Source organism: Algoriphagus kandeliae (assembly GCF_004571135.1).
GTDB lineage: Bacteria > Bacteroidota > Bacteroidia > Cytophagales > Cyclobacteriaceae > Algoriphagus > Algoriphagus kandeliae.
Map to the genome: position 1 here is coordinate 207,248 of NZ_SPSB01000004.1, position 24,557 is coordinate 231,804.

The following is a 24,557-nucleotide window of genomic DNA, read 5'->3' on the forward strand; positions in this document are numbered from 1 at the left end:
AACTGAAAAATTATGAAGCTGAAATATTCCTTAGCATTTTTTTTCTTCTTAATCCTTGCTATCAGTGATGCTTGGGCAACGCATATTAGAGCGGGAGAAATCATTGCCGAACGCATATCCGTCCAAACATTAACATACCGAATCACTGTAGTCGGATATACGGACACCCGATCCAATGTAGTTTTTGGTCCGGGGGTTATAAACTTTGGAGACGGAAGAGAAGAACAACTCAACACGGAGAGTGATTTTTCATTGGTGGAACTTGTGGCCCCTCAAGTGGAAAAAAACACCTTCGTCATCACCCATACTTTTCAAGGGCCTGGCACCTATACCATCCGTTTTCAGGAGTTCAATCGAAATGATTTGACTCTGAACATGGATAATTCGGTGGATACGCCATTCTATGTAGAGACTCAAATCACCATTGACCCTTTTATAGGGGTAAATAATTCCCCTGTACTGACAATTCCTCCAGTAGACAATGGAGCTGTAAACGTTCGGTTCATTCACAATCCAGGAGCCTATGATCCTGATGGAGACAGCTTGGCTTATGAGTTGGATATCCCTAAGCAAGCATTCCAGAGACCAGTAAATAATTATCGTGATCCCAATGTCGCTGAGTTTTCTACCAACCAGGAATCCGGTGCAACTCCTGCTCTATTTTCAATTGATGAGCTATTCGGGGATTTAATCTGGGATGCTCCAGGTACGGCGGGACAGTTTAACGTGGCATTCCGAATCAAAGAATATAGAAAGCTAGATGGAGTTTGGACGCAGATCGGATATGTTGTTCGCGATATGCAGATCATTATCGAAAACTCCAACAATAGAAGACCGGAATTAATCCTTCCACCTGATCTCTGTGTGGAAGCAGGTACGCTTATCGAAGAAATCATTCAGGGTCAGGACCCAGATGGTGATCCTATCAAAATTGAAGTTTTTGGAGAGCCGATGGAAATCACCACCTCTCCTGCTTCCTACAGCCCGGAACCTACCTTTCAAAGTTCACCTGGAATCGTAGATTTTTCTTGGCAAACTGTCTGTAATCACGTTCGTGCTCGAGAATACGATGTACGCGTAAGAATCACGGATCAGCCTCAATCCGGTCCTTCCTTGGTGGATATTCGTACTTGGAGGATTAAAGTAATTGGACCACCTCCTGTATGGGACGATCTTGAGCAACAAACCGGCAGAACCGTTGAGCTCAATTGGGATCCTTATGTCTGTGGCAATTCGGCCAGCGAAATGCAAATCTGGAGAAGAATCAATTCTGATCCTTATGTACCAGATAGTTGTGAAACAGGAATTCGTCCAGGCTACGAGTTGATTGGAATCACTGATATGGAAACCTTCAGCTTCACCGATTTAAATGGTGGTGAAGGCCTAGCTCCAGGCAATACTTATTGCTACCGATTGGTAGCAGCATTCCCAGAGCCTAGGTTAGGTGAAAGTATTGTGTCTGAAGAAATCTGTATCACCATTGATGTAGATGTCCCAATCATTACCAATGTCAGCATCGAAGAGACGGATGAGCAGAATGGGGAAATTTTTGTGAAATGGACCCCACCCTATGATATCGATACTATCCAATTCCCAGGGCCATATAGCTATGAGCTTATTCGACAAGATGGGTTTTCGGGTTCCAATAACAGAACCAGTTTGGGTATAACAAGCGATACCCTGTTTACGGATACCGGTTTGAATACAGAAGATTTGGTCTATAATTACAAGGTCGTTCTCCTAGACAACGGCACCAAAATAGACACTTCATCTACCGCTTCTACTGTCAGACTTGAGCCAACTATCATCAATCAAGCAATTGAGCTCAATTGGACTTTCGAAGTTCCTTGGAACAACTCCATCGGTGAATACAAGCACGAGGTATATCGAAACAGAACGGATGCCAATGCCCAAGATGCCGATACCTTTGAATTGATTGCTGAGGTGGATGTCACCCAAAATGGATTCACATTCCTGGATGATGGAAGCTTTAATGGAATTCCTTTAGAACGAGAAATTGAGTATTGCTATTATGTTGTGACCAAAGGAGCTTATAATGTGGCAGGATTGGTATATCCATTGGAAAACAAATCACAAATTGTCTGCGCAAAACCAGATGACAATCGCCTTCCTTGTCCTCCAGTATTGACTTTTGATGGGCCAGTTTGTTCGGAATACCTGGCTGAGCAACCTTGTAATACGAATACATTTTATCATGATTTGAGCTGGGAACCTGATTTCTCGGGAGATTGTGATGATGAGCTTTCCGGCTATCGTTTGTATTACACGCCTGATGGAGAAGAAGGACAGTTTGAGCTTATTGCCGAACTCAGTTCTTTGGAGCTTTCTACTAGAATATCCAATCTGACAACGTTCCGAGGCTGCTATTACATTACTGCCATTGACAGATCTGGAAATGAGAGCGAACCAAGTAATATCGTCTGCGTGGACAATTGCCCATTCTATGAACTTCCGAATGCCTTCACGCCGAATGGAGATGGATTGAATGATACGTTTATTGCATTTGACAATCCATTTTCTCAATGCCCTCGCTTCGTTCTTGGAGTGGAGATTTTCATCGTCAATCGCTGGGGAGCTGAGGTATTCAGATACAATAGCTTGGAATCTTCAGAAAATGACGTTTTCATTCGATGGGATGGAAAAGACCAAAATGGTAACGATCTACCAGCCGGAACCTACTTCTATTCCGGAAAAGTGACCTTTGACGTATTGGACCCAAGCCAAAAAGAACAAGAACTGAAGGGAACCATTCAGATTCTTCGATGAATGAATCAAAGTCCATAATTTTCTTCGATGGAGTATGCAATCTTTGCAATAGCTCCATCGATTTTATTCTTCAACGAGATAAAAACAACCGATTTCTAGTAGGTGCGTTACAGGATGATTTTTCAAAAAAAATATTGTCAAATTATTCAGTAAAGCCTGATTATTTAGATTCTCTTGTTCTGCTTGAGAATGATCAAATTTTTTATCGAAGTACTGCTGCTCTAAAAATAGCCAAATACCTAAGTGGGCTTTGGCCTGCTTTTTACATCTTCATTATTTTCCCAAGCTGGCTAAGAGATCCCATATATGATTGGATTGGAAGAAATCGATACCGATGGTTTGGAAAGAAAAATACCTGTAGACTTCCAACTCCTGAGGAAGAGGCGAAATTCCTTTCCCCAAAAACTTATTCTCAAAAAGCCTGAATAATCATCCAATAGATCGGCATCCCCAAGGTAATATTGAATGGAAATGTGATGGCCAAAGCCATTGGAATATAGAGTCCCTCATCAGCTTCTGGATTGGCTAGCTTCATGGCTGCTGGTACTGCAATGTAGGAAGCACTTGCTCCTAGAATTGCGAAAATAAAGCGATCGCCCACATCAGGTACGATCCAATAACTCAAGACCGAAACTATGCTTCCGTTTACTAGCGGAACCAAAATCGCGAAGAAGGTAGAGAAATAGCCGTTTTTGAAAAAAGCTTTCAATTTTCGACCGCTACTAATCCCCATATCTAAGAGAAATACCGCCAAAAAACCTTTGAAAATATCGGTCACAAATGGCTTGATACCTTCTGCTTGCTTCTCATCTGCAATCAAACCAATGACCAAACTTCCCATAATTAAAAGTACCGAACCATTGGTAAAGGCATGTTTGATAATTCCCCTAACTCCTCCAGGAGTTTTAGTGTCAGAATATTTTCGAAGTAAAATAACCCCGGAAATAATTGCCGGTGCTTCCATCAGGGCCATCACCGCAACCATATGTCCACCAAAGGTTACCCCTTGCGTATCCAAAAAAGAAGCGGCTGCTACAAATGTTACAGCAGAAATAGAACCATAGGCTGCGGAAATCGCCGCGGCATTAGGAGTTCCTAACCGAGGCTTCAGGATAAAAAAGGTATAAAAAGGAACAGCTGCGGAAAGGACCAAACCAAAAATCAAAGCCCACACAATATACATTTCAAAATTACTGTGGGAAAGTTCCTGACCACCTTTAAATCCAATAGAAAGCATCAGATAAAGTGCGATGAATTTGGCAGAGGTCGGGGGAATCTCTAAATCACTCTTGAATTTGACCGCCAAAATCCCCAACACAAAAAACAGCAAACTGGGATTGGTCAGGTTATTTATCAGAATTTCAAAATTCATAACACAAAGATTTACAGAAAAAATTTAAATAAAACAGAAACATAATTTTTTTTGATCGTATTATACTTTTGTATCAGATTTAGTTATGAACATTTCTTTCAACCAACTTCGAGCGCTACATGCTGTAGCCCAATACGAAAGTATTACCAAGGCTGCTAAATCATTGGACATGACACAGCCGGCTGTTTCAATGCAACTTAAGAATCTTCAGGATCAATTTGATGTACCCTTGACAGAAATGATCGGTAAAAAGGTACACATTACTGAATTCGGAAATGAATTGGTAGAAATTACGGATCGGATTTTTGAAGAGCTTGGACAAATCGAGCAGCGAATGCTGGAATTGAAAGGCTTATTGGCTGGAAAAATTCGCATTTCATCGGTATCCACGGGAAAGTACATTATCCCCTACCTCATGGCTGAATTCATGAAGCTCCACCCTCATGTGGAGATTAGCCTTGAAGTTTCTAATCGATATAAAGTTCTCGCTCACCTGGAAGAAAACAGTACCGACCTTGCTTTGGTATCTATTTCACCGGAAGATATGGATTTGGAAACTTTGACTTTGGCGGACAACAAATGGTACTTAGTCGCCTCTCCTGAACATGCTGAAAAATATCAGAAACTAATTGAAGAAAATAATTGGCAAAAAATCCCATTCATTTTGCGGGAAAAAGGATCTGGAACTCGTGTCATGATGGAGAAATTTTTCGAGAACCTAGACATCACCATTCAAAGTAAAATGGAATTGGCCACCAATGAAGCCGTAAAACAAGCTGTGATGGCAGGATTGGGTGCTACGATATTATCCCAATATTCCATACGAAAAGAAATCCCGCAGGGAAGGATTAAAATTTTGGAGGTTGAGGGTCTTCCCCTTGAAGCCGATTGGAAATTAGTTTGGCTCCGTCAAAAAAAACACTCTCCTGCAGTTCTTGCTTTCATTCGGTGGATTTCTGAAAACCATGAGGAAGCATTTAAACGCCTTCTGACCTAAGCTTTCAATCCTCTGCCTGAAGGAAAAGCCCTATATTTGTGCCAACCAAATTAAAACACATGAAAGCATTTGTTTTTCCAGGGCAGGGAGCCCAATTCCCGGGAATGGGAAAGGATCTGTACGAAAACAATCCAAAGGCAAAGGAATTGTTCGAACAAGCCAATGATATTCTGGGATTCCGGATCACCGATGTGATGTTTGAGGGAACTGCCGAAGAGCTAAAGCAAACACAAGTCACTCAGCCCGCAATTTTTCTACATTCTGTAATTTTGGCTAAAACCACACCTGATTTCAATCCGGATATGGTGGCAGGTCATTCCTTGGGTGAATTTTCTGCTTTGGTTGCCAATGGAGTATTGGCTTTCGAAGACGGATTAAAACTTGTCTATCAAAGAGCTATGGCCATGCAAGAAGCTTGTGAAATCAATCCCTCCGCCATGGCTGCAATTCTAGGTTTGGATGACGAAAAAGTGGAAGAAATATGCGCCAGTATAGAAGGTGAAATTGTTGTTCCAGCTAATTACAACTGTCCGGGTCAATTGGTAATTTCTGGATCCAACAAAGGAATCGAAATAGCCTGCGAAAAAATGAAAGAGGCCGGTGCAAAAAGAGCCCTTCCACTTCCTGTAGGAGGAGCTTTCCACTCTCCGTTGATGGAACCTGCTCGCGAAAAACTCCAAAAGGCTATCGAGAACACTTCCTTTAATCCTGGCACATGCCCAATCTATCAAAATGTAAGCACTACAGCTGTGACAGATGTAAATGAAATCAAGGTCAACTTGATTGCGCAGCTTACCGCCCCGGTAAAATGGACACAATCAGTGAGAAATATGGTACAAGACGGCGCTACTGAATTCGTAGAATGTGGACCGGGTAAAGTCCTTCAGGGATTAGTCAAAAAAATCCACCCAGAAGCAATAGTCTCTGGTTTATAAAATTTAAGACCTGCCTTCTAGCAGGTCTTTTTTTTATACCATCCAATAGGAAAACCAAAATAGAATAAACCTGTAAATGATAAAGCTAGGGATCACCCACAAGGCTAAAACCAGACTTTTCCATGCAGACTCCCATTTTGTAATCTGAAAAGCCCGCTTCATTTGGAAAAACCCATAAACCCAAATGGCAATAAAAAAGATTATACTGAGAGAAATCTCATTGAAAAACCACCCAAAACCGGAATTGAAATAATTCTTTAGGAATAGAAATATACCTGGTACTAAAACCAAGAATATTAGAATATAGAAGCTGTAGAAGTAAGCTGACTCTGCCAGGAAGTCTAAGAAATAAAGATCCTTTCTTTTCCAATACAACAACCTCAAAACAGCCCCCTGCATAATCACCAAAACTATCAACAAAAGTTTAGCGTTGGATTCCGATTTCTTTTCAAAACTCAGCCTAAACTCTTCCATACTTATGTTCATATTCTGAACCCTTTCCTCTACAACAGGCCGAATCAAAGAACTGTAGGGCAAACCAGTCATTTGGATTGAAAGAGAAGTATTAAAAGTTGAAATCAGTGGAAAAATGAAATAGATAAGGTTCGCGAAAAAGAATAGCTGAACAGGTGAAAGATATTTTTTCCGTACACCCTTGATAAATGATCTTGTCAATTCACCGGGCTGGGATACTAGGAGTTTGATAGTTTTGAAAAATTTACCATCTGCCACAAAAATGGAAGCGATCAATTCTTCAAAAAACTGCCTTAAGTTTTTATCCTTTGGACTTACTTTCTTTTCTCCACATTGATGACAAAACTGGCCATGAAGAGATATACCACAAGCAGGACAATTTTCAGTCTGAACCTCCATGAATGAATGATTGCGAACTGATTAATTTCCCGAAAATTCTCCTAAATCAAAAGTAAAAAAGGATCAACTTACCACCTTCACCCTTCTTGCCAAAGGAATACAAAGAAGACTAAACCCAATTGCCAAATAGCCAACTATATTATAATTCGTTAATTGACCAGCAGCATTTTCCCCGATAATCATCCCAGCAATGAGAGAAGCGAGACCTGTTGCCAATTGTTGAATAGCAGAATTAAAACTCAAAAAGCTCCCTCTATTTTCAGGTTTTGCAGTCCCAGTAATGATTGCTGCAGCTGGGACATATCGTCCATTGGAAGTCACAAAAAACATGGTAGAAACCATTAAAACAAACGGAATTGGAGTGACACCCAAATGCGTGATGATTGCAATCGGAATTACATTCAACGTCATAAAAATGGTGAAAATCCGAAGCTTCCCATATTTGTCGGACATTTTACCCACCCAAGGAGAAGTGAAGATAGTAAAAGCACCTCCTGCCATGTAAATGTATGTCAGCTGTAACTCCGTAAATCCCACATTAGCTACCGTGTATGGACTCAAAAAAGGAATGATCATAAACTGACCAAACATCATCATCACTGAAAGGGTGATTGCACGCATTTGATTGGGGTTACTAGTCACTCGGCGTACCACCACCATAGGATGTGGGCGCTGAAGTTCTTGCTCCAAATGACCTGAGATGCTTGGAATAAATTTGAAAATCATTCCCAGGCTGATAAAGGAAAGTGCTGTCAATATGAAGAATGGGGTATGCCAATCGGATAAACCTGCCAAAAACAAACCCAAAGGAACCCCTAAAACCGAGGCAACAGAAAATGCGGCCATTACCAAACCCATTGCTCTTCCCCTTCTGACATCGGGAATTACATCTCCAATAATTGCTAAAATCAAAGCAGAGGTCAATCCCCCAAAAAGTCCCGATAGGATTCGTGCCATTAATAATATGAAATAGCTGGGTGATAGTGCACAGCCTAAGGTAGCGATGGTAAATCCCACATAAACCCAAAGGAGAATTTGCTTTCGGTCAAACCGATCCAAAAAAAAGGCTCCAAAGAAACTCGAAACTCCTGCGCTAAAGGTGTAGGAAGAAACCAATAGCCCAAACTCACTAGGTGAAATTTCAAAAATCCGCATTAACTGTGGGCCAAGTGGCATCAGGATCATAAAATCCACGATATGGATGAAATTGATCGCCGCCAAAGTCCAAAGCAGTAACTTTTCCTTATTCATAAAAATACTTTAGCCCAAAACCTCATTTTCATGAGTATAGTTTACTGTGTTTCTCCTTTATTTTTCGACCGATAGAATCAATTATTCAATTCCTAAAACGCGATATGTTTCAGGAATCTTTTCAATAATATCCGTAGCTATGGTCCCACGTTTATTCAATTCTCCCGCTAATTGTCCTGCCAAACCATGATGAAATACTCCACAAATGGCTGCATTTTCCGGTGAATACCCCATTCCCAAATATGCTGTCAACATTCCAGTCAAGGCGTCTCCCGAACCGCCTGTTGCCATAAAGGGAGAGCCCGAACTATTGAATAATTGTCGACCATCGGGCAATGAAATGAGCGTATTTGCACCCTTGAGCACTAAGATGATTCGATATTTTTGAGAGAATTCTTTTGCTTGTTTTATTCGGTCAAGATGATTTTCTGCCCTCCCTACCAAGCGTTCAAACTCACCGATATGCGGAGTCAAAATGGAATTAGATGGGATTTTTTCCAATAATTCTGGATTTCGAGCCAACACGTTCAGTGCATCTGCATCCAAAACCATGGGTTTTTGGAAATTCTTAAATAAGGATTCGAGTAAGAGTTTCCGCTGCTCTATTCCCCAGCCCGGACCTATTCCAATTGCATCATAATATTCCGGATTGGCAACCAATCCCCAAGAAGCCATAGCTTCCGGAACGGCTGTTTGGATGATCTCTCTTTCAGACTCTTCGATATGCGCACTAACCAATCCGGCACCGGTTCGAAGAGCGCTCTTCGAAGCCATTATCATCGCTCCCATTTTTCCAGGACTTCCCCCTACCAGTAATATTTTACCAAAATCACCTTTGTGAGAAAAACGATTAAATTTTCGATGTAAAGGAAGCACGTCCTTTTGTTGAATAAAAAAATAATCAGAATCAAACTCCTGATAGAGCGATTCATTGATCCCAATATCCACCACTTCCAGTTCTCCAACAAAACTTGCATTCTCAGGAAGCAAAAGAGCTAGCTTCGGAAAGGCAAATGTGATCGTATAATCGGCTTTTACCACATCTAAACTTCCAACCCCTTCGGCCTGAAGTCCACTTGGAATATCTACGGCTATTTTGATTCCAGAAAAGGAATTGAACTTCTGAATTAAATCGCGTGCCTCATCTCGTAGATCTCCTTTCAAACCCACTCCCAAATAAGAATCGATGAAAATCCCATCCTTTGAAGTGGAAAAAACTTTCCAATTGATCAAACTGACCTCTTTTGGGAGTTTTTCAAGGTTGGTTTCTGCGTCAGGACTCAGGCTTGAATTTTCATCAAAACAGGCAATTACATTGACTTTCCAACCTTTTTCGGACAAAAGTCTAGCAATTGCCAATCCGTCTCCTCCATTATTTCCTGCCCCCGCATATACAAAGACGTCTTTGGCCCTTTCAAACCCTTTTACCAAAAACCAATTACAAAAACCTCGAGCAGCTCGCTCCATCAAATCATAGCCTGATTCCCCACTTCGTTCCACATGAAGTTGATCCAGTTTTTTGACCGATTCCCCTTGTAAAATGCGAATCATTTTTTCAAGCTGCTTTGATGGATAAATCCTTTTTCGGAATGCTAACTAACAGAAGGAAGCCTAAGCCAACTAAGAAGAATATACCCAAGGAAAGGGCAGAATTCCGCATGCTCCCAGTCAATTGCTCTATTATTCCATAGGAGAAAGTTCCGAGTACAATGGCGATTTTTTCAGTGACATCATAAAAACTAAAGAAACTAGCATGGTCCGTGGTGGTTTCAGGAATCAATTTTGAAAATGTAGATCGGGAAAGCGATTGAATTCCCCCCATTACTAATCCCACCACGAAAGCCAAAGCAAAAAACTCATACACATTGTAGACATAATAAGCAGCACCACAGATTAAGGTCCAAATTAGAACCATAATTACCAAGCTGGTTTTGTTGCCAAATCGTTTTGAAATAAAAGCAAAAAGGTAACTCCCAATGATGGCCACAAATTGGATAATCAAAATAGTCATGATTAATTGAGCTCCAGGAAGACCCAATTCCTTATCTCCAAATGTCGCTGCCAGATACATGACTGTTTGTACACCCATGGAATAAAAGAAAAAAGAAGCCAAAAATTTATTCATCACGGGCATGGTTCTTAATTGTGCAAATACCTTACGAATTTCCTGATAGCCGTGAAATAGCAATTCTCTTTTGAGCTTTTTATTGTATGGGTTTTTGGGTAAAACGCGGAAAGGAATCTGTGAAAATCCTGCCCACCAAATACCTGTAATTAAAAAGGATAATCTAGCTGCCATACCTCCTTCCGGAATTCCAAAAACACCCGGCATCTGAATCATTGCCAAGTTTAAAACCAATAATATCACACTTCCAATATACCCTAGTGCGAAACCTTTGGCACTGAGCAAGTCATATTCATCTTCTTTAGATATTTCAGGCAAGAAAGCATTGTAAAACACGATACTTCCAGCATATCCAACGCTGGCTGTTACACTACAAAGAATCCCCCACTCTAGATTTTCACCTTCAAAAAAGAAAAGCCCAATACAGGCTATAGAGCCTAGGTAGGCGAAGAATTTCATGAATTCCAGCTTTTTCCCACTTGAATCAGCAATCCCTGATAACAAAGGAGAAACCAAAGCAATAATCAAAAAGGAGAAAGAAATAGAATAAGAGTATAAGACTGTATTGATAATCTCATATCCGAAAAAAGAAACAATCTCCGAACCATCAATTCCTTTTGTCACTGAATTATAATAGACGGGGAAGATCGTGGAAGTTATAACGAGACTATAGACCGAGTTGGCCCAATCGTACATAGCCCAAGCATTTTGGAGCTTTTTTCTATTGGTGGTGATTACAGACATAGCGAAACAAAAAAAGCTACTTCCGAAGAAGTAGCTTTCAATATAAAGATTATTGGGAATTAATTGCGAACTACCTTTCCGACAGATGCATATAGCACACGTCGAGCGTCAGCCTCTCTTAATTCAGTTTGCACATCAGAGATAGGTCCCATTTTCACATCTTTATCCACCTTCATAGAGATGGTGATCATTCCACGATCTGCTTCAGGTAAAGCATCACGCTCACGGTTAACCCACTGAACGATATCAGTTGTATTCATCAACGCATCATTTGCCTGAACTCTAGGCTCAGATCCATAAAGCGCTGTGTTTTTAGGCTTACCGATATAGATGTAAGAAATAAGGGTTTTCTTTTGCAATTTCTGAAGCTGGGTAGCTTGCGGAATTTTCTGCTCTACCAAGATCTCCTGCTCTCTCAATACTGTCGTCACCATGAAGAAGAACAACAGCATGAAGATAATGTCAGGAAGAGCTGAGGTAGGGATACTTTCCGAGGTTTTCGTCTTTTTCTTAAACTTTGCCATATCAACTACCGATTTTATCAGGTTCTGCAATAGAAATCGCCATTGGGATTCCTTCTTTTCCTTTATCGATCAATGCCTCTTCGGCTTCATCTTTACCCGTTAGCGTTCGGTATTCATCCGTATCAAGATTAACACGCTCCGCATAGATATCGAAGTATGCTTTTTTAGCCAAATCGAAAACTTCCAAGAATTTTTCATAAGAAGTACCACGGTTTGTCTTGATGGAAACTACCGCTTCACCAGGGTGGTCAGATGATTCAGGATCTCTTTTAGCCTGAGCTCGCAACGATGCAGGAAGAGAGTTGAACAAAGCCTGTGCATCCTCATCAGGTGCACCGAAATTCAAGACAAATAGCTTGATTTCTTCGTCCAATCCATCAGCATTTTCACGATACTCACCCTCTACTAGCAAATCGTCATTAGCGTTTACCAAAATGGTAAAGATGTTTCGCTCATTCTTGTCGATTTCTGGTGGGGGATTATTCGGATCCAACTTCGGAGGAAGGACGTTCAAAATACCCTTGTCCGAAGCGATCGTTGTCGTCACGAGAAAGAAAATCAACAACAGGAAGGCGATATCCGCCATGGATCCTGCGTTAACTTCCTGACTCATTCTGCTTTTACTTTTAGCCATAATTACTTAATAGCTTTATTCAATTCAGTAAATACAATACCTACAAGAGCAACGATTGCTAAAACGTAGGTGGTGATCAACATACCTCCCACAAATTGTGAACCTGTAGGAGTCAAGTTAAAGGGTTCTGCTTCGAATTTTGGAAGTACCTCATTGCTTGATACTGAATAGGCAATGAAGAACAACACAGCGATGGCAATGATCCCCACGACAGTCTTCAGCAAAGATTTCGGATTGTCCAATGACTTGATTAAAGGCATAACAATCGCGAAGAAAGCACCGAAGATGACTAGACCATATCCAACGTATAGGAAAATGTCATAAGTATCCATAATTGTTTCTTCTTTGGAGTTTGACTAATTAAATTATTTGGTACTCGGAATAACTGGGAATTACTTACCAGTCAACTTGTGCTTCACAAGGATGTCTACCAAAGAGATAGAAGCATCTTCCATGTCATTTACCAAAGAATCGATTTTAGCCACACAGTAGTTGTAGAACAACTGAAGGATGATCGCAACAATCAAACCTGCTACGGTAGTCAAAAGGGCGATCTTAATACCACCTGCTACAAGGGATGGAGAGATATCACCAGCTGCTTCGATGGAGTCGAATGCACCGATCATACCGATTACCGTACCCATGAAACCAAGCATTGGAGCAAGAGAGATGAATAGGGAGATCCAAACAAGACCTTTTTCCAATCGGCCCATTTCAACGGATCCATAAGCGATGATAGACTTCTCTACCATTTCGATACCCTCAGAGTATCTCATCAAACCTTGCGTAAAGATGGAAGCAACAGGTCCTTTAGTGCTTTTTGTTACGTCTTTAGCAGCTTCTACACCTCCGGAAGACAATGCGTCCTCAACTTTAGCTAGAAGCTTCTTGGTATTGGTGGTGGAAAGATTCAAGGTGATGATTCTTTCCAAAGCTACGGCAAGACCTAGGATCAAACAGATCAATACCGGAGTCATGAAGACAGGGTCACCTTCGATGAACTTCTCTTTTACCACCTGGTGGAAGCTTTGCTCCTCTGCTACAATTTCGTCATCGACGATCATAGGAGATGCAGCAGGCTCCTCTGCTACTGGTGTTGTTTCTTCTTGAGCCGCACTATCGGCTTCTGCTTCTTGTGCGTTAGCGAAAACAGGTGCAAACAAGATACCTGCCAGCATGAACAAAGCGATTAACTTTCTCATAATGTGAATTTTAAATAGACTTTTGATAAAGGTTAAATGGTTTCTAAATTAAAATCGAGTTTTAAAGTTATCATTTTTTGACTTCAAAAAACAATGGGTTCTTTTAGATTTTTTGGAAAAATTCAGCTTTTAAGCCTTGAATTAGGCAATTTTTACATGAACGGAAGGTTTTCCTTATATCTAATCGAACCTCACTCTTTCTTAACTCGCCCCTAAGGTTCGGATTTTTTTCCGAAATCAAAAAGAATTTCTTTTAAGATTCTTTGCAACAGTATTTCATTTCTTTCTTTTCTGATAAACACTCTTAAAATCATCCAAAAAGAAAGAAAAATAGAATCGATTAATATCTCAAACTTTTCAAATAAGCTATGCTTTTTGGCAGGGCCTCTAACTCATGCTCACTCTCATCCTCGATAAACATATGTTTGATGCCAATTCGATTCGCTTCTTTTAAAATGCCTGGAAAATCCAATTCTCCTTCCCCCAATGGAACATCATTCTCAGGACCAGTCAATCCAGTCAAATTTTTAGGAGCTCCCTTTTTAAAATCCTTCAAATGCAAGGAAACCCATCGATCCCCATACTTTTGAAGCAAAGCTGCAGGATCACCTCCCCCAAAATGAGTCCACATTACATCCATTTGCAACTTGACAACATTAGGATCGGTGTTTTCAATTAAATATTCCAATAAAGTCGCATCCTCATAAGGCTGGAATTCATAACCATGAACGTGATATTTGAAGACTATCCCATTTTCTTTCAGAACTTTTCCCGCTTGATTAAAAACCTGAATGGCTCTGTCAGCATCTGCCTTTGAGAATTGTCCTACCTTATGTGGAATCCAGGCGCACATAACATAACTAGCTCCCAAGGCTTTTGCCCGATCAGCTACTGCCATAGGATCTTTTTCCAATTGATCAAAGCCAGTTCCTGTCGAAGGAATCGAAATCCCCCTTTCAGCGCACATTTGCTTAAAATCTTCAGGACTTACACCCGCAGGAGCTCCGCCTTCAAATTCTGTAAACCCTAAGCTTTGAATAATATCAAGCGTCTCCTCAACGCCATTCTCCCAATGGTTTCGGAAGGTATAGGAAGCTATTCCAAGAGGAACTTGAAACATCGGGTCTCCTTTTTGCTGTGCGTTCGAATTAGAAGGTTGGAAAACAAAAAGAAATAGGATTGGAATTAGCATCCAGTAATTCTTCATAAGTAGGGTTATTTTGGTGTTATAAGTTCATCTTTTTTAATTCCTCCACAGCAAAATTTGCAGCTCTTGCTGTCAAGGTCATAAACATCAAGGTAGGATTTTGTGTACTTGTACTCGTCATACAAGCTCCGTCAGTCACAAATACATTTGGGCAAGCATGTAATTGGTTATGCTTATTTAAGAGAGAGGTTTTTGGATCCTTGCCCATACGGACTCCACCCATTTCATGGATGTCTGATCCCGGAGGCGCTCCCGAGTCACTCACATCAATATTGGTGAATCCCATGCGTTCATACATTTCATATTGCTGCTGAAGGAAATCCTCCGTCATTTTATCATCATTTTCTGTCCATTCCACAGACATGACGATTTTAGGAATCCCATATTTATCGGTCTCGGTTTCGCTAAGCCGTATGTGATTGGATTCGATGGGAACTACTTCTCCTTGCATCCAAGCTGCCATTCCCCATACTCCATATTTTCTATTGAGAAGATTGTCTCTTAGTTCGTGTCCGATCCCGGAAGTATCAGAATCAATTCTTCTACTTCCTGACATCCCAATGGCATATCCCCTAAGAAAATCAGTCTCTTGTTTATAAACATTTCTAAATCTCGGTACATAGGCATGACCTGGATGTCTTCCTTCGGTAGCTTGGTCCAAAAATCCCTCGAAGGTTGCATAACCTTTTCCTCGGTAATTATGACAAGCCATAAATTTCCCCATCAAGCCATTATCGTTTCCTAGACCATTGGGGAATCTTGAGGATTTGGAGTTTAGCAAAATCGCATTGGTGTTTATAGTAGAAGCATTAACAAAAATGATCTTGGAATAAAACTCCATTGCTTCTTTGGTCAGCCGATCAATTATTCGTACTCCGATTGCCCTCCCTTTTTCTTCATCATAGATAATGGACTCCACAACCGAATCTGGTCGAATAGTCAGATTTCCCGTTTTTTCAGCCCAAGGCAAAGTGGCCGCATTAGCAGAAAAATATCCTCCATAAATACAGCCTCGATTACACATATTTTGATGCTGACATTTATTCCTTCCTTGCTTCCTATGAATTTCCTGCGGATCAGTCAAATGGGCGCATCTTCCCTGTATCAAATAACGATCCCCATAAATCTTCTTAAGCTGCTCACTGTAATACTTTTCTACGCAGCTCAACTCAAAACCCGGTTGGACAATCTGATCAGGCAGAACATCCAAGCCATCCTTGGAGCCACAAAACCCAACAAAGGTCTCAACATGCTTGTACCAAGGTTCCAAATCTTTATAACGAATTGGCCAATCTACTGCATACCCATCCCGAGCCGGACCTTCCAAATCAAAATCAGACCAACGCTGTGTCCCCCTCGCCCAAAGCAGGGATTTTCCTCCCACATGGTATCCTCTAAACCATCGGAAAGGCTTTTCCTCAATGTAAGGTTGCTCATCTTCCGCTAAAGCCCAATGCATGGTTTCTTCCCTTCCCCATCTAGCAGCACCGATACCCGAACGCTTTTCGATTGGGACAGTTCCACGAAATTCAAACTCCCAAGGAGCCTTGGATGCGGTGGGATAATCCTCAATATGCCGAACCATGCGTCCTCTTTCAAGCACCAAGGTTTTTAAACCATTTTCACAGAGTTCTTTGGCCGCCCAGCCTCCACTAGCTCCCGATCCGATAACAATTGCATCATAGGTGTTTTGGGCTTGGGCTTTCAGATTGAGATTAGACATTTTCTATTTTGTTGAAATGAAATATGGCAAAAGCAATATAAAACCGGTGAAATATTCCAGTTAAATGGATATAAAAGGTAGAAAAATACTTTGAAGCAAAAAATGATACTATCAATCACCAAAAACAAAAACGGGAAGCAACCTTTCGATTACTTCCCGTTCCACAATCCAACAACCGTAATTGTTAAACTGCGCCAAGCTACAGTTCGTGGCTCCATCTGCGAAGCAGTAGGAAATCTTTAATCTGAAGCTACTCCGAAGAGTATTCCCAACTAGATCATCATGTCGTGTTTCTGCGGTTGCCCGTCTCAGCTTTGTTTCGAAAAACTCTGCCCTTCACACCTGAAGCCTAGGAAAACCTTTCGGTTTTCGAATGGGTGGATCTTATGACACTTCTGCGGTAACCCGTTTCAAGTTCTTCCTTTCGAAATCACTCCTTCGTGCCTGATGACATTGAAGCCGAAGCTTCTCTGTACGCTGATAAATCTGCCATGCTCGCAACGTTATCGATCAAAGACCGACAAGAAGCTCGACTGAATCATCAGTCAGTAGCAGCGACAGAAATTTGAGTCAATCCGAAGATTTTTCTCAAACTCAACTCATCGTGACAGCACTTCTGCGGTAGTCCGTTTCAGAAATTTATCTATTGATAAATCCCCCTTTGTGCCTGATCCCAAACTTTCAAACCAAGATCCGGAACGTTTTCCGACCATTTATCTCTCACTTGGTAATATCAAATTTGGGCAAGATTTCATTAGAATCCAACTATTTAAAATTTTATTTTCCCACAATTTATCAATACAAAATATGATTGATTTTAACAGTTTATGAACAAAATTTTAATCACTTATCCACAATTGCAAAAATTAACTGATATCCGTCAGAAAAATCACATTTTTCACAGCCAAATGAGAGAAACTTGGACACAATTTTAGACTGATTCTGCCTCTCAACTTGAAAAAATTATTTTTGAACAGGATCACTTTTTCCCTTGATCAATAAAAATTAACAAAAACGAAACCTAAAGAGAGAAAAAATCAACTCGATTAAAAAAGCTAACCTAGTTCCTAAGCTTTGGATCGAATTCCAATCCTATTCCCTTCTGAATCCAAGAAAACACCCATAAAGCCCATTTCGGGACTAATTTGTCGCTTGGGAATCATTACCTTCCCACCTGCCTCCTCCACTCGCTTCAATTCCTGACCACAGTCTTCCGTAAAAAAGTAGATTAAAACTCCCCTATTGGAACTTGGAGTATAAAATTCTTGGTGATAAACAAGGCTACCGGAAGCTCCCTCACTTCCTTCTTCAACTGGAAACAAGGCCATCTTGAAATCACCGAGATCCTGAAAATCCAACTGACATTCAAATACTTTTTCATAAAATTTAATGGCCCTGATCATATCCTCCACAGGAATTTCAAACCAAGTAATTTTTACAGATCTCATGACATGATGATTTGGTGAAAAAGGAATCTAAACTCGTATCAGTTTAATCGGATATGTTTTCCCGGCATTCCACTGGCAGACATAAATATTTTCATCCTGATCTATACATACATCATGGCAATGCTTAAATACTGGTTCGGACTGCACCATTAATTGAAGTTCGCCGTCTCGGTATTCCGGTGCTGTTCCTCCTGGATTTGAAACAACTTTATTATCCTTGTCCAGAATTGTAACAAAACCTGAATTATCCATTTGCTCCAAATACTTCAACCGGGACCAACATACACCGGCGTAAAGATTTTCACCATGAATTACGGGTCGGCAAACAAAAGCTCCAGGAAGAAAAATCGTTTCCAAATATTCGCCGTCCATGCTAAACCGCTTAAAGGAATTATGCCCTCTCGATGTGCAAATCAAGGTGGGCTTTGCTCCCCCTCTTTGATCAACAGCGATACCATGTGCTGTTTTAAATTGAGCATCTCCATGACCATCCCCACCGAATTTTCTTATAAAATTTCCTTTTGAATCATAGTGCAGGAAATATTGGGAACCATAACCATCTGCGATATATAAATCCCCATTTGGAGAAACAGCTGTCTCGGTAGGAGTCCAACGCATTCCTTCCTGATAGATGCCTTCCTGAAGAGGATTTTTGATTTCAGTCACAATGGTTCCATTCAAATTGGTTTTCACTACACGTCCCCCATTATCTACAATCCACAGGTATTCTTCATCGCCTTCATCCACCAAAGTCAAACCATGAGCCGCTTTCAATCCCAAAGTCCAAGTGCCCAGAAGCTTCCCACTTTGATCATAAATGATCACATTATTTCGAGGTTCATCCGTCAATAGAATCATCCTCCCTTTTCGGTCCATGACCATTTCATGGCAATTCACGACGGGATACTTATCAGGATCCAGACTCCCCCAATTCATATCCAACTTATAGCGAAAATCCCCATGACCTAGAATCTTGTCTTGGGCAGCAAACAATGAAAAATCAGGTTTTAGGCTCATAGCTAATCCAAAAAGAGAGGTCTTTTGAATAAAATTCCTTCGCGAATTCATAGTGTAGTTTCTTTCAAGTTAAGTGAAATGGAATTTAAATGGAAACTGAGGAAGATAGATTACTCAATTTCAAAAAGCCAGATTTCATTTTTTATAGGGCTATTAAAACCATAGGCAATTTAATAATGGTCGAAAAGGCCAGGTTTTTAAGAATTGGTAAGAATCAATAACTTATAAGAAAAATTAGCTATGAGACCCAAAAACCTAATCCTATCCTTATTCCTTTTTCTCCTAATGCAGGTAACCTTTGCTCAGGAAATCGCCATCCAAACCTATTCCCTTCGAAACCAATTACCAGAAGATCCTGTCAAGTATTATGAAATGATCGCCGATTGGGGAATCCATGCCATCGAGGGAGGTGGGCTATACGGTTTATCGGAAGTTGAATATGAGCGGCTATTTACCGAAAACAGATTACGAATCGTCGGTGTTGGCGCTGATTATAATCAATTGCTCCGAGATCCGGCTCCTATTATAGAAGAAGCCAAAAAACAAGGCGTCAAGTACGCTACCTGTTATTGGATTCCTCATCAAGAAGGCCCGATTTCTTTGGATGAGATCAAAGTCGCCACAGCACTTTTCAATGAAGTGGGAAAAGATTTTCAAAAAGAAGGAATCACACTCTTGTATCATCCGCATGGCTATGAATTTTCACCTGAAGGAAAAGGAGTGGTGATGGATTGGATGCTTGAAAATGCTGAAAATTTCGCATTCAATATGGACGTGTATTGGGTGAAAATGGGAGGAGGTGACCCTTTGAAAATCATGAAAAAGCACAAAGGAAAATTTCCCATGCTTCACTTAAAGGACAGAAAAATAGGAACACCAAACTCCAATGATGGACATGGAGATGTAGAAACAAATGTCGTCTTGGGAACAGGCGATGTGGGAATTGAGAAAATCATCAAAGAAGCCCAAAAGCAGGGTACGACTTACTTAGTGATTGAAGATGAAAGCAGTCGATCAGTTGAGCAAATCCCACTTTCGGTGGCATTTATTAAAAAAGTCATGGGGCAAGACTAAAAACAAAAAAAGGAGGGTTTTTCGAAAACCCTCCTTTTTTTAAACACCAAATAATTCGGGTAGCCAGAGACTTATTTGCGGAAAAAGCATAATTAGAATCAAAGCCAATATCATCGCAAAAAAGAAAGGAAGTAATGGCTTGAGAACTTTTTGAATACTGGTTTGCGCTACACCCACTCCTATAAATAAGATAGAACCTACAGGAGGTGTACAAAGACCTATACAAAGATTCAACACCATCATAATTCCAAAATGAACAGGATCCACTCCGAGCTTTGTCACTACCGGGAGAAAAATCGGAGTGAAGATCAATACAGCAGGAGTCATATCCATAAAAACCCCAACAAACAATAGAATCAGATTGATCATGATTAAGATGACCACGATATTATCACTCAGTGACAGCAGGGAATTTGCTATTTGTTGAGGGATTTCTTCTGCCGACATCACCCAAGACATCGCCATAGAAGTAGCAATCAGCAACATAACAACAGCCGTTGTTTCTGCTGACTTCAGCAAAACTGATGGAAGCTGAGAAACTTTCAATTCCCTATAAATCAAAGAAAGCCCCAAAGCATACAACACCGCAATGGCAGAAGCTTCTGTGGCAGTAAATACACCTGCTACAATCCCTCCAATCACTACAATAAGTAAGAATAAACTAGGAATTGCCTTCCAAAAAGTTGAAAGCAAATGTCTAAAGGAAGAAGACTCACCCGAAGGTAATTTCTTGATCTTCACCAAAACCGCCGCTGTAATCATCAACATCAATCCCACTAAAAGTCCGGGCACATACCCCGCTACAAATAAAGCTGCTACTGAAACTCCTCCTGAGGCTAAAGAATAGACAATCAACACATTGGAAGGCGGGATAATCAGACCAGTAGTAGAAGAAGTAATATTCACAGCCGCCCCTAATTCCTTTGGATATCCTTCCTTCTCCATTCTTTTTCCCAAAATCCCTCCCATGGAAGAAGCTGCTGCTACTGCCGAACCTGCGATTGCTCCCATTAACATGGCCGCGATTACATTCACATGAAGCAAGCCTCCCGGTAATCTTCCTGTAAGGGCCTTTGCAAATTCGATCAACCGATTTGCTATTCCTCCCCTATTCATCAGTTCCCCAGCTAAAATGAAAAAGGGAATAGCAAGTAGTGAAAAACTGTCCAATCCTGTTCCCATTCGCTGTGCTATGGTAGTAGCCGCAGGTAGTGCTGAAACTGTTACTAATAGTGTCAACAAACTTGAAAGTCCCAAGCTCCAAGCCACAGGCACTCCTATTCCCAAAAAGAACAAGAATGAAATAACCAAAACCAAAATGCTTAAAGTCTCCATATCAAGTGCTTGGTTGGGATGATTTCAAAAAGAAAATAGCCATTGCTTGATAGTAAATCACCAAAAGCCCACTAATAGGAATAATGGCATACACATAGGCTAGCGGAATTTTCAATGCAGCGGAAGTTTGCCCCAAAGTAAAGGTGATATATACTAAATTACTTCCACCAATAACCATGGCTACCAAAGCGAATAGCAATACGAAAAGATGAATCAGAATTCTTGTTCCTCGAATTTGTGTACTGTTCATTTTACTCAAAACAATATCAATCGCTAAATGCTGATCCTTCCCAGCCACATAAGCTGCTCCAAGCATTCCAACCCAAATCAACATGTATCGTGCAAGTTCATCAGTAAACGAACTTGGATTTTGAAAGACATAACGAGAAACTACCTGCCATGTGACATTGATTACCATTAAAGCCATCAACCCAACCAATGCTGTAGCTATAACTCGATCAATTTGACTTTTCCTTTTTAATGAAAACAATTGACTCATTGGATTTCCTGAATTTCTTGGATGATTTCATAGATTTCCGGCTGCTCAGTTTTTAAGGATTCATAAACAGCGCTTACTGCCTTCCTGAAAGGCTCTTTGTCAGGATAGGAAATAACCACACCGGCCTTTTCCAATTCTTCTAGGGATTTTTTTGTAGAAGCAGCCCAAAGTTCATATTGGTAATCTGCAGACTCATCTGCCGCCTCCTGAAGCCATTCCTGCTCCTGAGGGCTCAAACTATTCCAAACTTTGGTACTGACGATCACCACATCTGGAAGCGCTGTGTGCTCATCCAAAGAATAATAGCCGCAAACTTCATAATGCTTGGATGTGTAAAGACTTGGTGGATTGTTTTCGGCACCATCCACAATCCCTTGCTGAAGGGCTGTGTACAATTCTCCATAGGCGACTGGCGTAGGAGAACCTCCCATGGCTCGAACCATATTGGTTGCCATATTGGATTCCATTACTCGGACCTTCAAACCTTTAAGATCTTCTGGGCTTTCAATTGGCTTTTCCTTAGAATAAAAACTCCGCTTTCCAGCATCATAATAACAAAGTCCACGCAACCAATATTTTTCACCATCCAAAAGGAGTTTTTTACCAATCTCTCCTCGAAGAACTTTGGTTAAATGCTCATCATCTCTAAATAAAAAAGGAACTCCTAACACCTGCATCATTGGAGCAAAGCCTTCCAAAGCTGCCGAAGAAACCTTGGTCATTCCCAAGCTCCCGATTTGAAGAAGTTCTACCAATTCCCTTTCTGTACCCAATTGTTGATTTGGGTAAACCTTGATTTTCAATTTTCCTCCTGACTTTTCCTCCACACGCTTTGCCAAGAAAAGCATTGCCTCATGCACAGGATGGGAAGTAACCAAAGCATGTCCCATTTTGATAACTCGCACATCAGAAGGACCGCTGCAGGAAACTGCAATCGCAATTGAAAACAAAAGAATCCAAAATGCCTTTCTCGCCTGCATTAATCGAATTTTACTCATCAAACAATAATACACTTTTTAAAAGACTATTGGCAGTAGAATTATATGATCGTATTGCGATTGGCTCCCATCTCAAATAATCCTCCAAAGGATTGTCTAATTCCACCATACTTTATTTTTCTCAAAAGCCTTCTATCTTGCTTTGTCATTTTACCCCAACAAAGCCCAAAATGAAAATCAGAAGTTTGCAGATTGATCCTTTAGACAATGTACAAGTTGCTCTCCAAGATTTATATAAAGGAGATTCAATTGAAACTGAAAAGGAAAAGGTTGTGCTCCAAGATGATATTCCGGCAAAACACAAATTTGCTTTGCAGGACCTGAAACCAGGGGAATCGGTAATCATGTATGGGGTTTTGGTGGGAAAAGTAACAGCATCCATTCCAAAAGGGGGGCTCCTAACAACTGAAAACATCAAACATGATAGTGCCCAATACGGAAGAAGAAATATAAAGTATACCTGGAATCCTCCACAAACCGATCGATTTGAAAACAGAACTTTTGATGGGTTTCATCGATCTGACGGGCAAGTTGGGACTGCCAATTATTGGCTGGTCATTCCATTGGTGTTTTGTGAGAATAGAAATGTAGAGGTGATCCGAAATGCATTTTTAGAAGAATTAGGTTACGCTAAACCCAACCCTTTCAAAAGCTTGGTTAAAGGGCTTGTTAATGAATTTCAAAGTGGTAAAAAAGAGTCCGAGACCAAATTGGAGACTTTTTCAAATTCTACTAATCGGCAATTATTTCCAAATGTAGATGGGATCAAATTTTTATCCCATCAAGGAGGATGTGGGGGAACCCGGCAAGATGCGGAAGCCCTTTGCGCTTTGTTGGCCGGATATATCCACAATCCCAATGTGGCAGGTGCCACGGTCTTGAGTTTGGGATGTCAACATGCCCAAGCGGATATTTTGAAAGAAAAACTTTACCAATTCAATCCTGATTTTGATAAGCCTTTGCATGTCTTTGAGCAGCAAAAAGAGGGAACGGAATCCGAGCTTTTAGCGAAGGCAATTGAAAAAACATTTTGGGGATTGGTTGCTGCCAATAAAATCCAGAGAAAACCTGCTCCTCTTAGCAAACTATGTATTGGCTTGGAATGCGGGGGTTCGGATGGTTTTTCCGGTATTTCAGCAAATCCGGTTCTAGGCCATGTTTCAGATTTGGTGGTGAGTTTGGGTGGAAAAGCCGTACTCTCAGAATTCCCTGAACTTTGTGGCGTAGAACAAAATCTAATAGACCGCTGCGTGGATGACCAAACCGCCGATCGATTCACAGAGTTGATGCGAGCTTATGCTTATGCAGCAGAAAAAGTCGGTTCGGGATTCGATATGAATCCTTCCCCTGGCAATATAAAAGATGGCCTAATCACGGATGCAATCAAATCCTGTGGTGCTGCAAAAAAAGGTGGTACTTCTCCCGTCGCTGATGTACTCGATTATGGAGAGTATGTAAAAAAATCCGGACTGACTCTTCTTTGTACTCCCGGAAATGATGTGGAAAGCACAACCGCTATGGCAGGTTCAGGCTGTACTATCATTCTCTTTACCACTGGACTTGGCACCCCAACAGGAAACCCCATTACACCTGTGATCAAAGTTTCAAGTAACAATCAATTAGCTAGACGAATGCCTGATATTATTGATTTTGATGCCGGAGCCATTATTTCAGGAGAAAAGACAATAGAGGAAATGGGGAAAGAATTACTGGAAGAAATCATACAGGTTGCAAGCGGAAAAAAACCCACGAAAGCAATGGATTTAGGACAGGATGACTTTATTCCTTGGAAGCGGGGTGTTTCTCTCTAAT

The 24,557-nt window shown here is 40.8% G+C and carries 22 protein-coding genes; 6 read left to right on the top strand and 16 right to left on the bottom strand.

All coding sequences use genetic code 11. From position 1 onward, the window contains the following. Positions 1 to 12 precede the first annotated feature (12 nt). On the top strand, positions 13 to 2,787 hold the full coding sequence (locus E4S40_RS13145; protein WP_135074917.1) for a T9SS type B sorting domain-containing protein: 2,775 nt from the start codon (positions 13 to 15) through the stop codon (positions 2,785 to 2,787). After that, positions 2,784 to 3,212, top strand: a complete 429-nt coding sequence (locus E4S40_RS13150) for a thiol-disulfide oxidoreductase DCC family protein (RefSeq protein WP_135074920.1) — start codon at positions 2,784 to 2,786, stop codon at positions 3,210 to 3,212. Before E4S40_RS13145 ends, E4S40_RS13150 begins: the two co-directional genes overlap by 4 nt. Here the strand turns inward: E4S40_RS13150 and E4S40_RS13155 are convergent. Then, on the bottom strand, positions 3,200 to 4,159 hold the full coding sequence (locus E4S40_RS13155) for a sodium-dependent bicarbonate transport family permease (RefSeq protein WP_135074923.1): 960 nt from the start codon (positions 4,157 to 4,159) through the stop codon (positions 3,200 to 3,202). The genes E4S40_RS13150 and E4S40_RS13155 overlap by 13 nt on opposite strands. Positions 4,160 to 4,244: 85 nt before the next feature. On the opposite strand from E4S40_RS13155, the gene E4S40_RS13160 reads away from it, so the two are divergent. Next, positions 4,245 to 5,156 (top strand): LysR family transcriptional regulator, encoded by a 912-nt coding sequence (locus E4S40_RS13160; protein WP_135074926.1) that lies wholly within the window; start codon positions 4,245 to 4,247, stop codon positions 5,154 to 5,156. Positions 5,157 to 5,215: 59 nt separating this feature from the next. Then, on the top strand, positions 5,216 to 6,091 hold the full coding sequence (gene fabD, locus E4S40_RS13165) for an ACP S-malonyltransferase (RefSeq protein WP_135074929.1): 876 nt from the start codon (positions 5,216 to 5,218) through the stop codon (positions 6,089 to 6,091). A gap of 33 nt (positions 6,092 to 6,124) precedes the next feature. Here the strand turns inward: fabD and E4S40_RS13170 are convergent, their stop codons facing one another. The 12 genes from E4S40_RS13170 to E4S40_RS13225 all read right to left on the bottom strand — a co-directional run bounded on the left by E4S40_RS13170 (position 6,125) and on the right by E4S40_RS13225 (position 18,890). After that, positions 6,125 to 6,964 (bottom strand): DUF3667 domain-containing protein, encoded by an 840-nt coding sequence (locus E4S40_RS13170; RefSeq protein ID WP_135074932.1) that lies wholly within the window; start codon positions 6,962 to 6,964, stop codon positions 6,125 to 6,127. 63 nt (positions 6,965 to 7,027) lie between these two features. Next, entirely contained in the window at positions 7,028 to 8,215 is a 1,188-nt protein-coding gene (locus tag E4S40_RS13175; RefSeq protein ID WP_135074935.1) for an MFS transporter, read from the bottom strand. 81 nt (positions 8,216 to 8,296) lie between these two features. Next, the gene (locus tag E4S40_RS13180; RefSeq protein ID WP_135074938.1) at positions 8,297 to 9,766 is read right to left on the bottom strand and encodes an NAD(P)H-hydrate dehydratase; all 1,470 of its coding nucleotides are present in this window, start codon (positions 9,764 to 9,766) and stop codon (positions 8,297 to 8,299) included. Positions 9,767 to 9,770: 4 nt separating this feature from the next. Next, positions 9,771 to 11,084 (bottom strand): MFS transporter, encoded by a 1,314-nt coding sequence (locus E4S40_RS13185; protein WP_135074941.1) that lies wholly within the window; start codon positions 11,082 to 11,084, stop codon positions 9,771 to 9,773. A 59-nt stretch (positions 11,085 to 11,143) separates the two neighbouring features. Continuing rightward, positions 11,144 to 11,608: an ExbD/TolR family protein gene (locus E4S40_RS13190; RefSeq protein ID WP_135074944.1), complete on the bottom strand. Its 465-nt coding sequence runs from the start codon at positions 11,606 to 11,608 to the stop codon at positions 11,144 to 11,146. A gap of 1 nt (position 11,609) precedes the next feature. After that, positions 11,610 to 12,242 carry an ExbD/TolR family protein gene (locus E4S40_RS13195; RefSeq protein WP_135074947.1) on the bottom strand — a complete coding sequence of 211 codons (633 nt, stop codon included), beginning with the start codon at positions 12,240 to 12,242 and terminating at the stop codon, positions 11,610 to 11,612. A gap of 2 nt (positions 12,243 to 12,244) precedes the next feature. After that, positions 12,245 to 12,574, bottom strand: coding sequence for a hypothetical protein (locus E4S40_RS13200; RefSeq protein WP_135074950.1), 330 nt, complete (start codon positions 12,572 to 12,574; stop codon positions 12,245 to 12,247). A gap of 60 nt (positions 12,575 to 12,634) precedes the next feature. Further along, a complete protein-coding gene (locus E4S40_RS13205; protein ID WP_135074953.1) occupies positions 12,635 to 13,444 on the bottom strand; it encodes a MotA/TolQ/ExbB proton channel family protein in 810 nt (269 codons plus the stop codon). 340 nt (positions 13,445 to 13,784) lie between these two features. Next, positions 13,785 to 14,651 (bottom strand): sugar phosphate isomerase/epimerase family protein, encoded by an 867-nt coding sequence (locus E4S40_RS13210; protein WP_135074956.1) that lies wholly within the window; start codon positions 14,649 to 14,651, stop codon positions 13,785 to 13,787. A 19-nt stretch (positions 14,652 to 14,670) separates the two neighbouring features. Beyond that, a complete protein-coding gene (locus E4S40_RS13215; RefSeq protein WP_135074959.1) occupies positions 14,671 to 16,374 on the bottom strand; it encodes a GMC oxidoreductase in 1,704 nt (567 codons plus the stop codon). A 1,067-nt stretch (positions 16,375 to 17,441) separates the two neighbouring features. Continuing rightward, entirely contained in the window at positions 17,442 to 17,822 is a 381-nt protein-coding gene (locus E4S40_RS13220) for a VOC family protein (protein ID WP_135074962.1), read from the bottom strand. Positions 17,823 to 17,849: 27 nt separating this feature from the next. Then, entirely contained in the window at positions 17,850 to 18,890 is a 1,041-nt protein-coding gene (locus tag E4S40_RS13225) for an NHL repeat-containing protein (protein WP_135074965.1), read from the bottom strand. A 189-nt stretch (positions 18,891 to 19,079) separates the two neighbouring features. Between E4S40_RS13225 and E4S40_RS13230 the strand changes: the two genes are divergently transcribed. Continuing rightward, complete coding sequence (locus E4S40_RS13230; protein WP_135074968.1) at positions 19,080 to 19,913, top strand: sugar phosphate isomerase/epimerase family protein; 834 nt, start codon at positions 19,080 to 19,082, stop codon at positions 19,911 to 19,913. A gap of 39 nt (positions 19,914 to 19,952) precedes the next feature. On the opposite strand, the gene E4S40_RS13235 is transcribed toward E4S40_RS13230, so the two are convergent. The 3 genes from E4S40_RS13235 to E4S40_RS13245 are packed head-to-tail and all read right to left on the bottom strand — an operon-like array spanning position 19,953 to position 22,745. Continuing rightward, the gene (locus tag E4S40_RS13235) at positions 19,953 to 21,248 is read right to left on the bottom strand and encodes a TRAP transporter large permease (RefSeq protein WP_135074971.1); all 1,296 of its coding nucleotides are present in this window, start codon (positions 21,246 to 21,248) and stop codon (positions 19,953 to 19,955) included. Between the two features lies 1 nt (position 21,249). Continuing rightward, positions 21,250 to 21,747, bottom strand: coding sequence for a TRAP transporter small permease (locus E4S40_RS13240; RefSeq protein WP_202615376.1), 498 nt, complete (start codon positions 21,745 to 21,747; stop codon positions 21,250 to 21,252). Then, on the bottom strand, positions 21,744 to 22,745 hold the full coding sequence (locus E4S40_RS13245; RefSeq protein ID WP_135074974.1) for a TRAP transporter substrate-binding protein: 1,002 nt from the start codon (positions 22,743 to 22,745) through the stop codon (positions 21,744 to 21,746). Before E4S40_RS13245 ends, E4S40_RS13240 begins: the two co-directional genes overlap by 4 nt. A 170-nt stretch (positions 22,746 to 22,915) precedes the next feature. On the opposite strand from E4S40_RS13245, the gene E4S40_RS13250 reads away from it, so the two are divergent. After that, positions 22,916 to 24,556 (top strand): UxaA family hydrolase, encoded by a 1,641-nt coding sequence (locus tag E4S40_RS13250; RefSeq protein ID WP_135074977.1) that lies wholly within the window; start codon positions 22,916 to 22,918, stop codon positions 24,554 to 24,556. Position 24,557 lies beyond the last annotated feature (1 nt).

Bases quoted from the DNA above. Each gene is read 5' to 3' on its own strand.
- E4S40_RS13160 (WP_135074926.1), top strand. From the start codon at position 4,245: ATGAACATTTCTTTCAACCAACTTCGAGCGCTACATGCTGTAGCCCAA.
- E4S40_RS13225 (WP_135074965.1), bottom strand. From the start codon at position 18,890: ATGAATTCGCGAAGGAATTTTATTCAAAAGACCTCTCTTTTTGGATTA.
- E4S40_RS13205 (WP_135074953.1), bottom strand. From the start codon at position 13,444: ATGAGAAAGTTAATCGCTTTGTTCATGCTGGCAGGTATCTTGTTTGCA.
- E4S40_RS13210 (WP_135074956.1), bottom strand. From the start codon at position 14,651: ATGAAGAATTACTGGATGCTAATTCCAATCCTATTTCTTTTTGTTTTC.
- E4S40_RS13220 (WP_135074962.1), bottom strand. From the start codon at position 17,822: ATGAGATCTGTAAAAATTACTTGGTTTGAAATTCCTGTGGAGGATATG.
- E4S40_RS13230 (WP_135074968.1), top strand. From the start codon at position 19,080: ATGAGACCCAAAAACCTAATCCTATCCTTATTCCTTTTTCTCCTAATG.
- E4S40_RS13190 (WP_135074944.1), bottom strand. From the start codon at position 11,608: ATGGCAAAGTTTAAGAAAAAGACGAAAACCTCGGAAAGTATCCCTACC.
- E4S40_RS13145 (WP_135074917.1), top strand. From the start codon at position 13: ATGAAGCTGAAATATTCCTTAGCATTTTTTTTCTTCTTAATCCTTGCT.
- fabD (WP_135074929.1), top strand. From the start codon at position 5,216: ATGAAAGCATTTGTTTTTCCAGGGCAGGGAGCCCAATTCCCGGGAATG.
- E4S40_RS13150 (WP_135074920.1), top strand. From the start codon at position 2,784: ATGAATGAATCAAAGTCCATAATTTTCTTCGATGGAGTATGCAATCTT.
- E4S40_RS13155 (WP_135074923.1), bottom strand. From the start codon at position 4,159: ATGAATTTTGAAATTCTGATAAATAACCTGACCAATCCCAGTTTGCTG.
- E4S40_RS13240 (WP_202615376.1), bottom strand. From the start codon at position 21,747: ATGAGTCAATTGTTTTCATTAAAAAGGAAAAGTCAAATTGATCGAGTT.
- E4S40_RS13170 (WP_135074932.1), bottom strand. From the start codon at position 6,964: ATGGAGGTTCAGACTGAAAATTGTCCTGCTTGTGGTATATCTCTTCAT.
- E4S40_RS13250 (WP_135074977.1), top strand. From the start codon at position 22,916: ATGAAAATCAGAAGTTTGCAGATTGATCCTTTAGACAATGTACAAGTT.
- E4S40_RS13195 (WP_135074947.1), bottom strand. From the start codon at position 12,242: ATGGCTAAAAGTAAAAGCAGAATGAGTCAGGAAGTTAACGCAGGATCC.
- E4S40_RS13215 (WP_135074959.1), bottom strand. From the start codon at position 16,374: ATGTCTAATCTCAATCTGAAAGCCCAAGCCCAAAACACCTATGATGCA.
- E4S40_RS13235 (WP_135074971.1), bottom strand. From the start codon at position 21,248: ATGGAGACTTTAAGCATTTTGGTTTTGGTTATTTCATTCTTGTTCTTT.
- E4S40_RS13245 (WP_135074974.1), bottom strand. From the start codon at position 22,745: ATGAGTAAAATTCGATTAATGCAGGCGAGAAAGGCATTTTGGATTCTT.
- E4S40_RS13180 (WP_135074938.1), bottom strand. From the start codon at position 9,766: ATGATTCGCATTTTACAAGGGGAATCGGTCAAAAAACTGGATCAACTT.
- E4S40_RS13200 (WP_135074950.1), bottom strand. From the start codon at position 12,574: ATGGATACTTATGACATTTTCCTATACGTTGGATATGGTCTAGTCATC.
- E4S40_RS13185 (WP_135074941.1), bottom strand. From the start codon at position 11,084: ATGTCTGTAATCACCACCAATAGAAAAAAGCTCCAAAATGCTTGGGCT.
- E4S40_RS13175 (WP_135074935.1), bottom strand. From the start codon at position 8,215: ATGAATAAGGAAAAGTTACTGCTTTGGACTTTGGCGGCGATCAATTTC.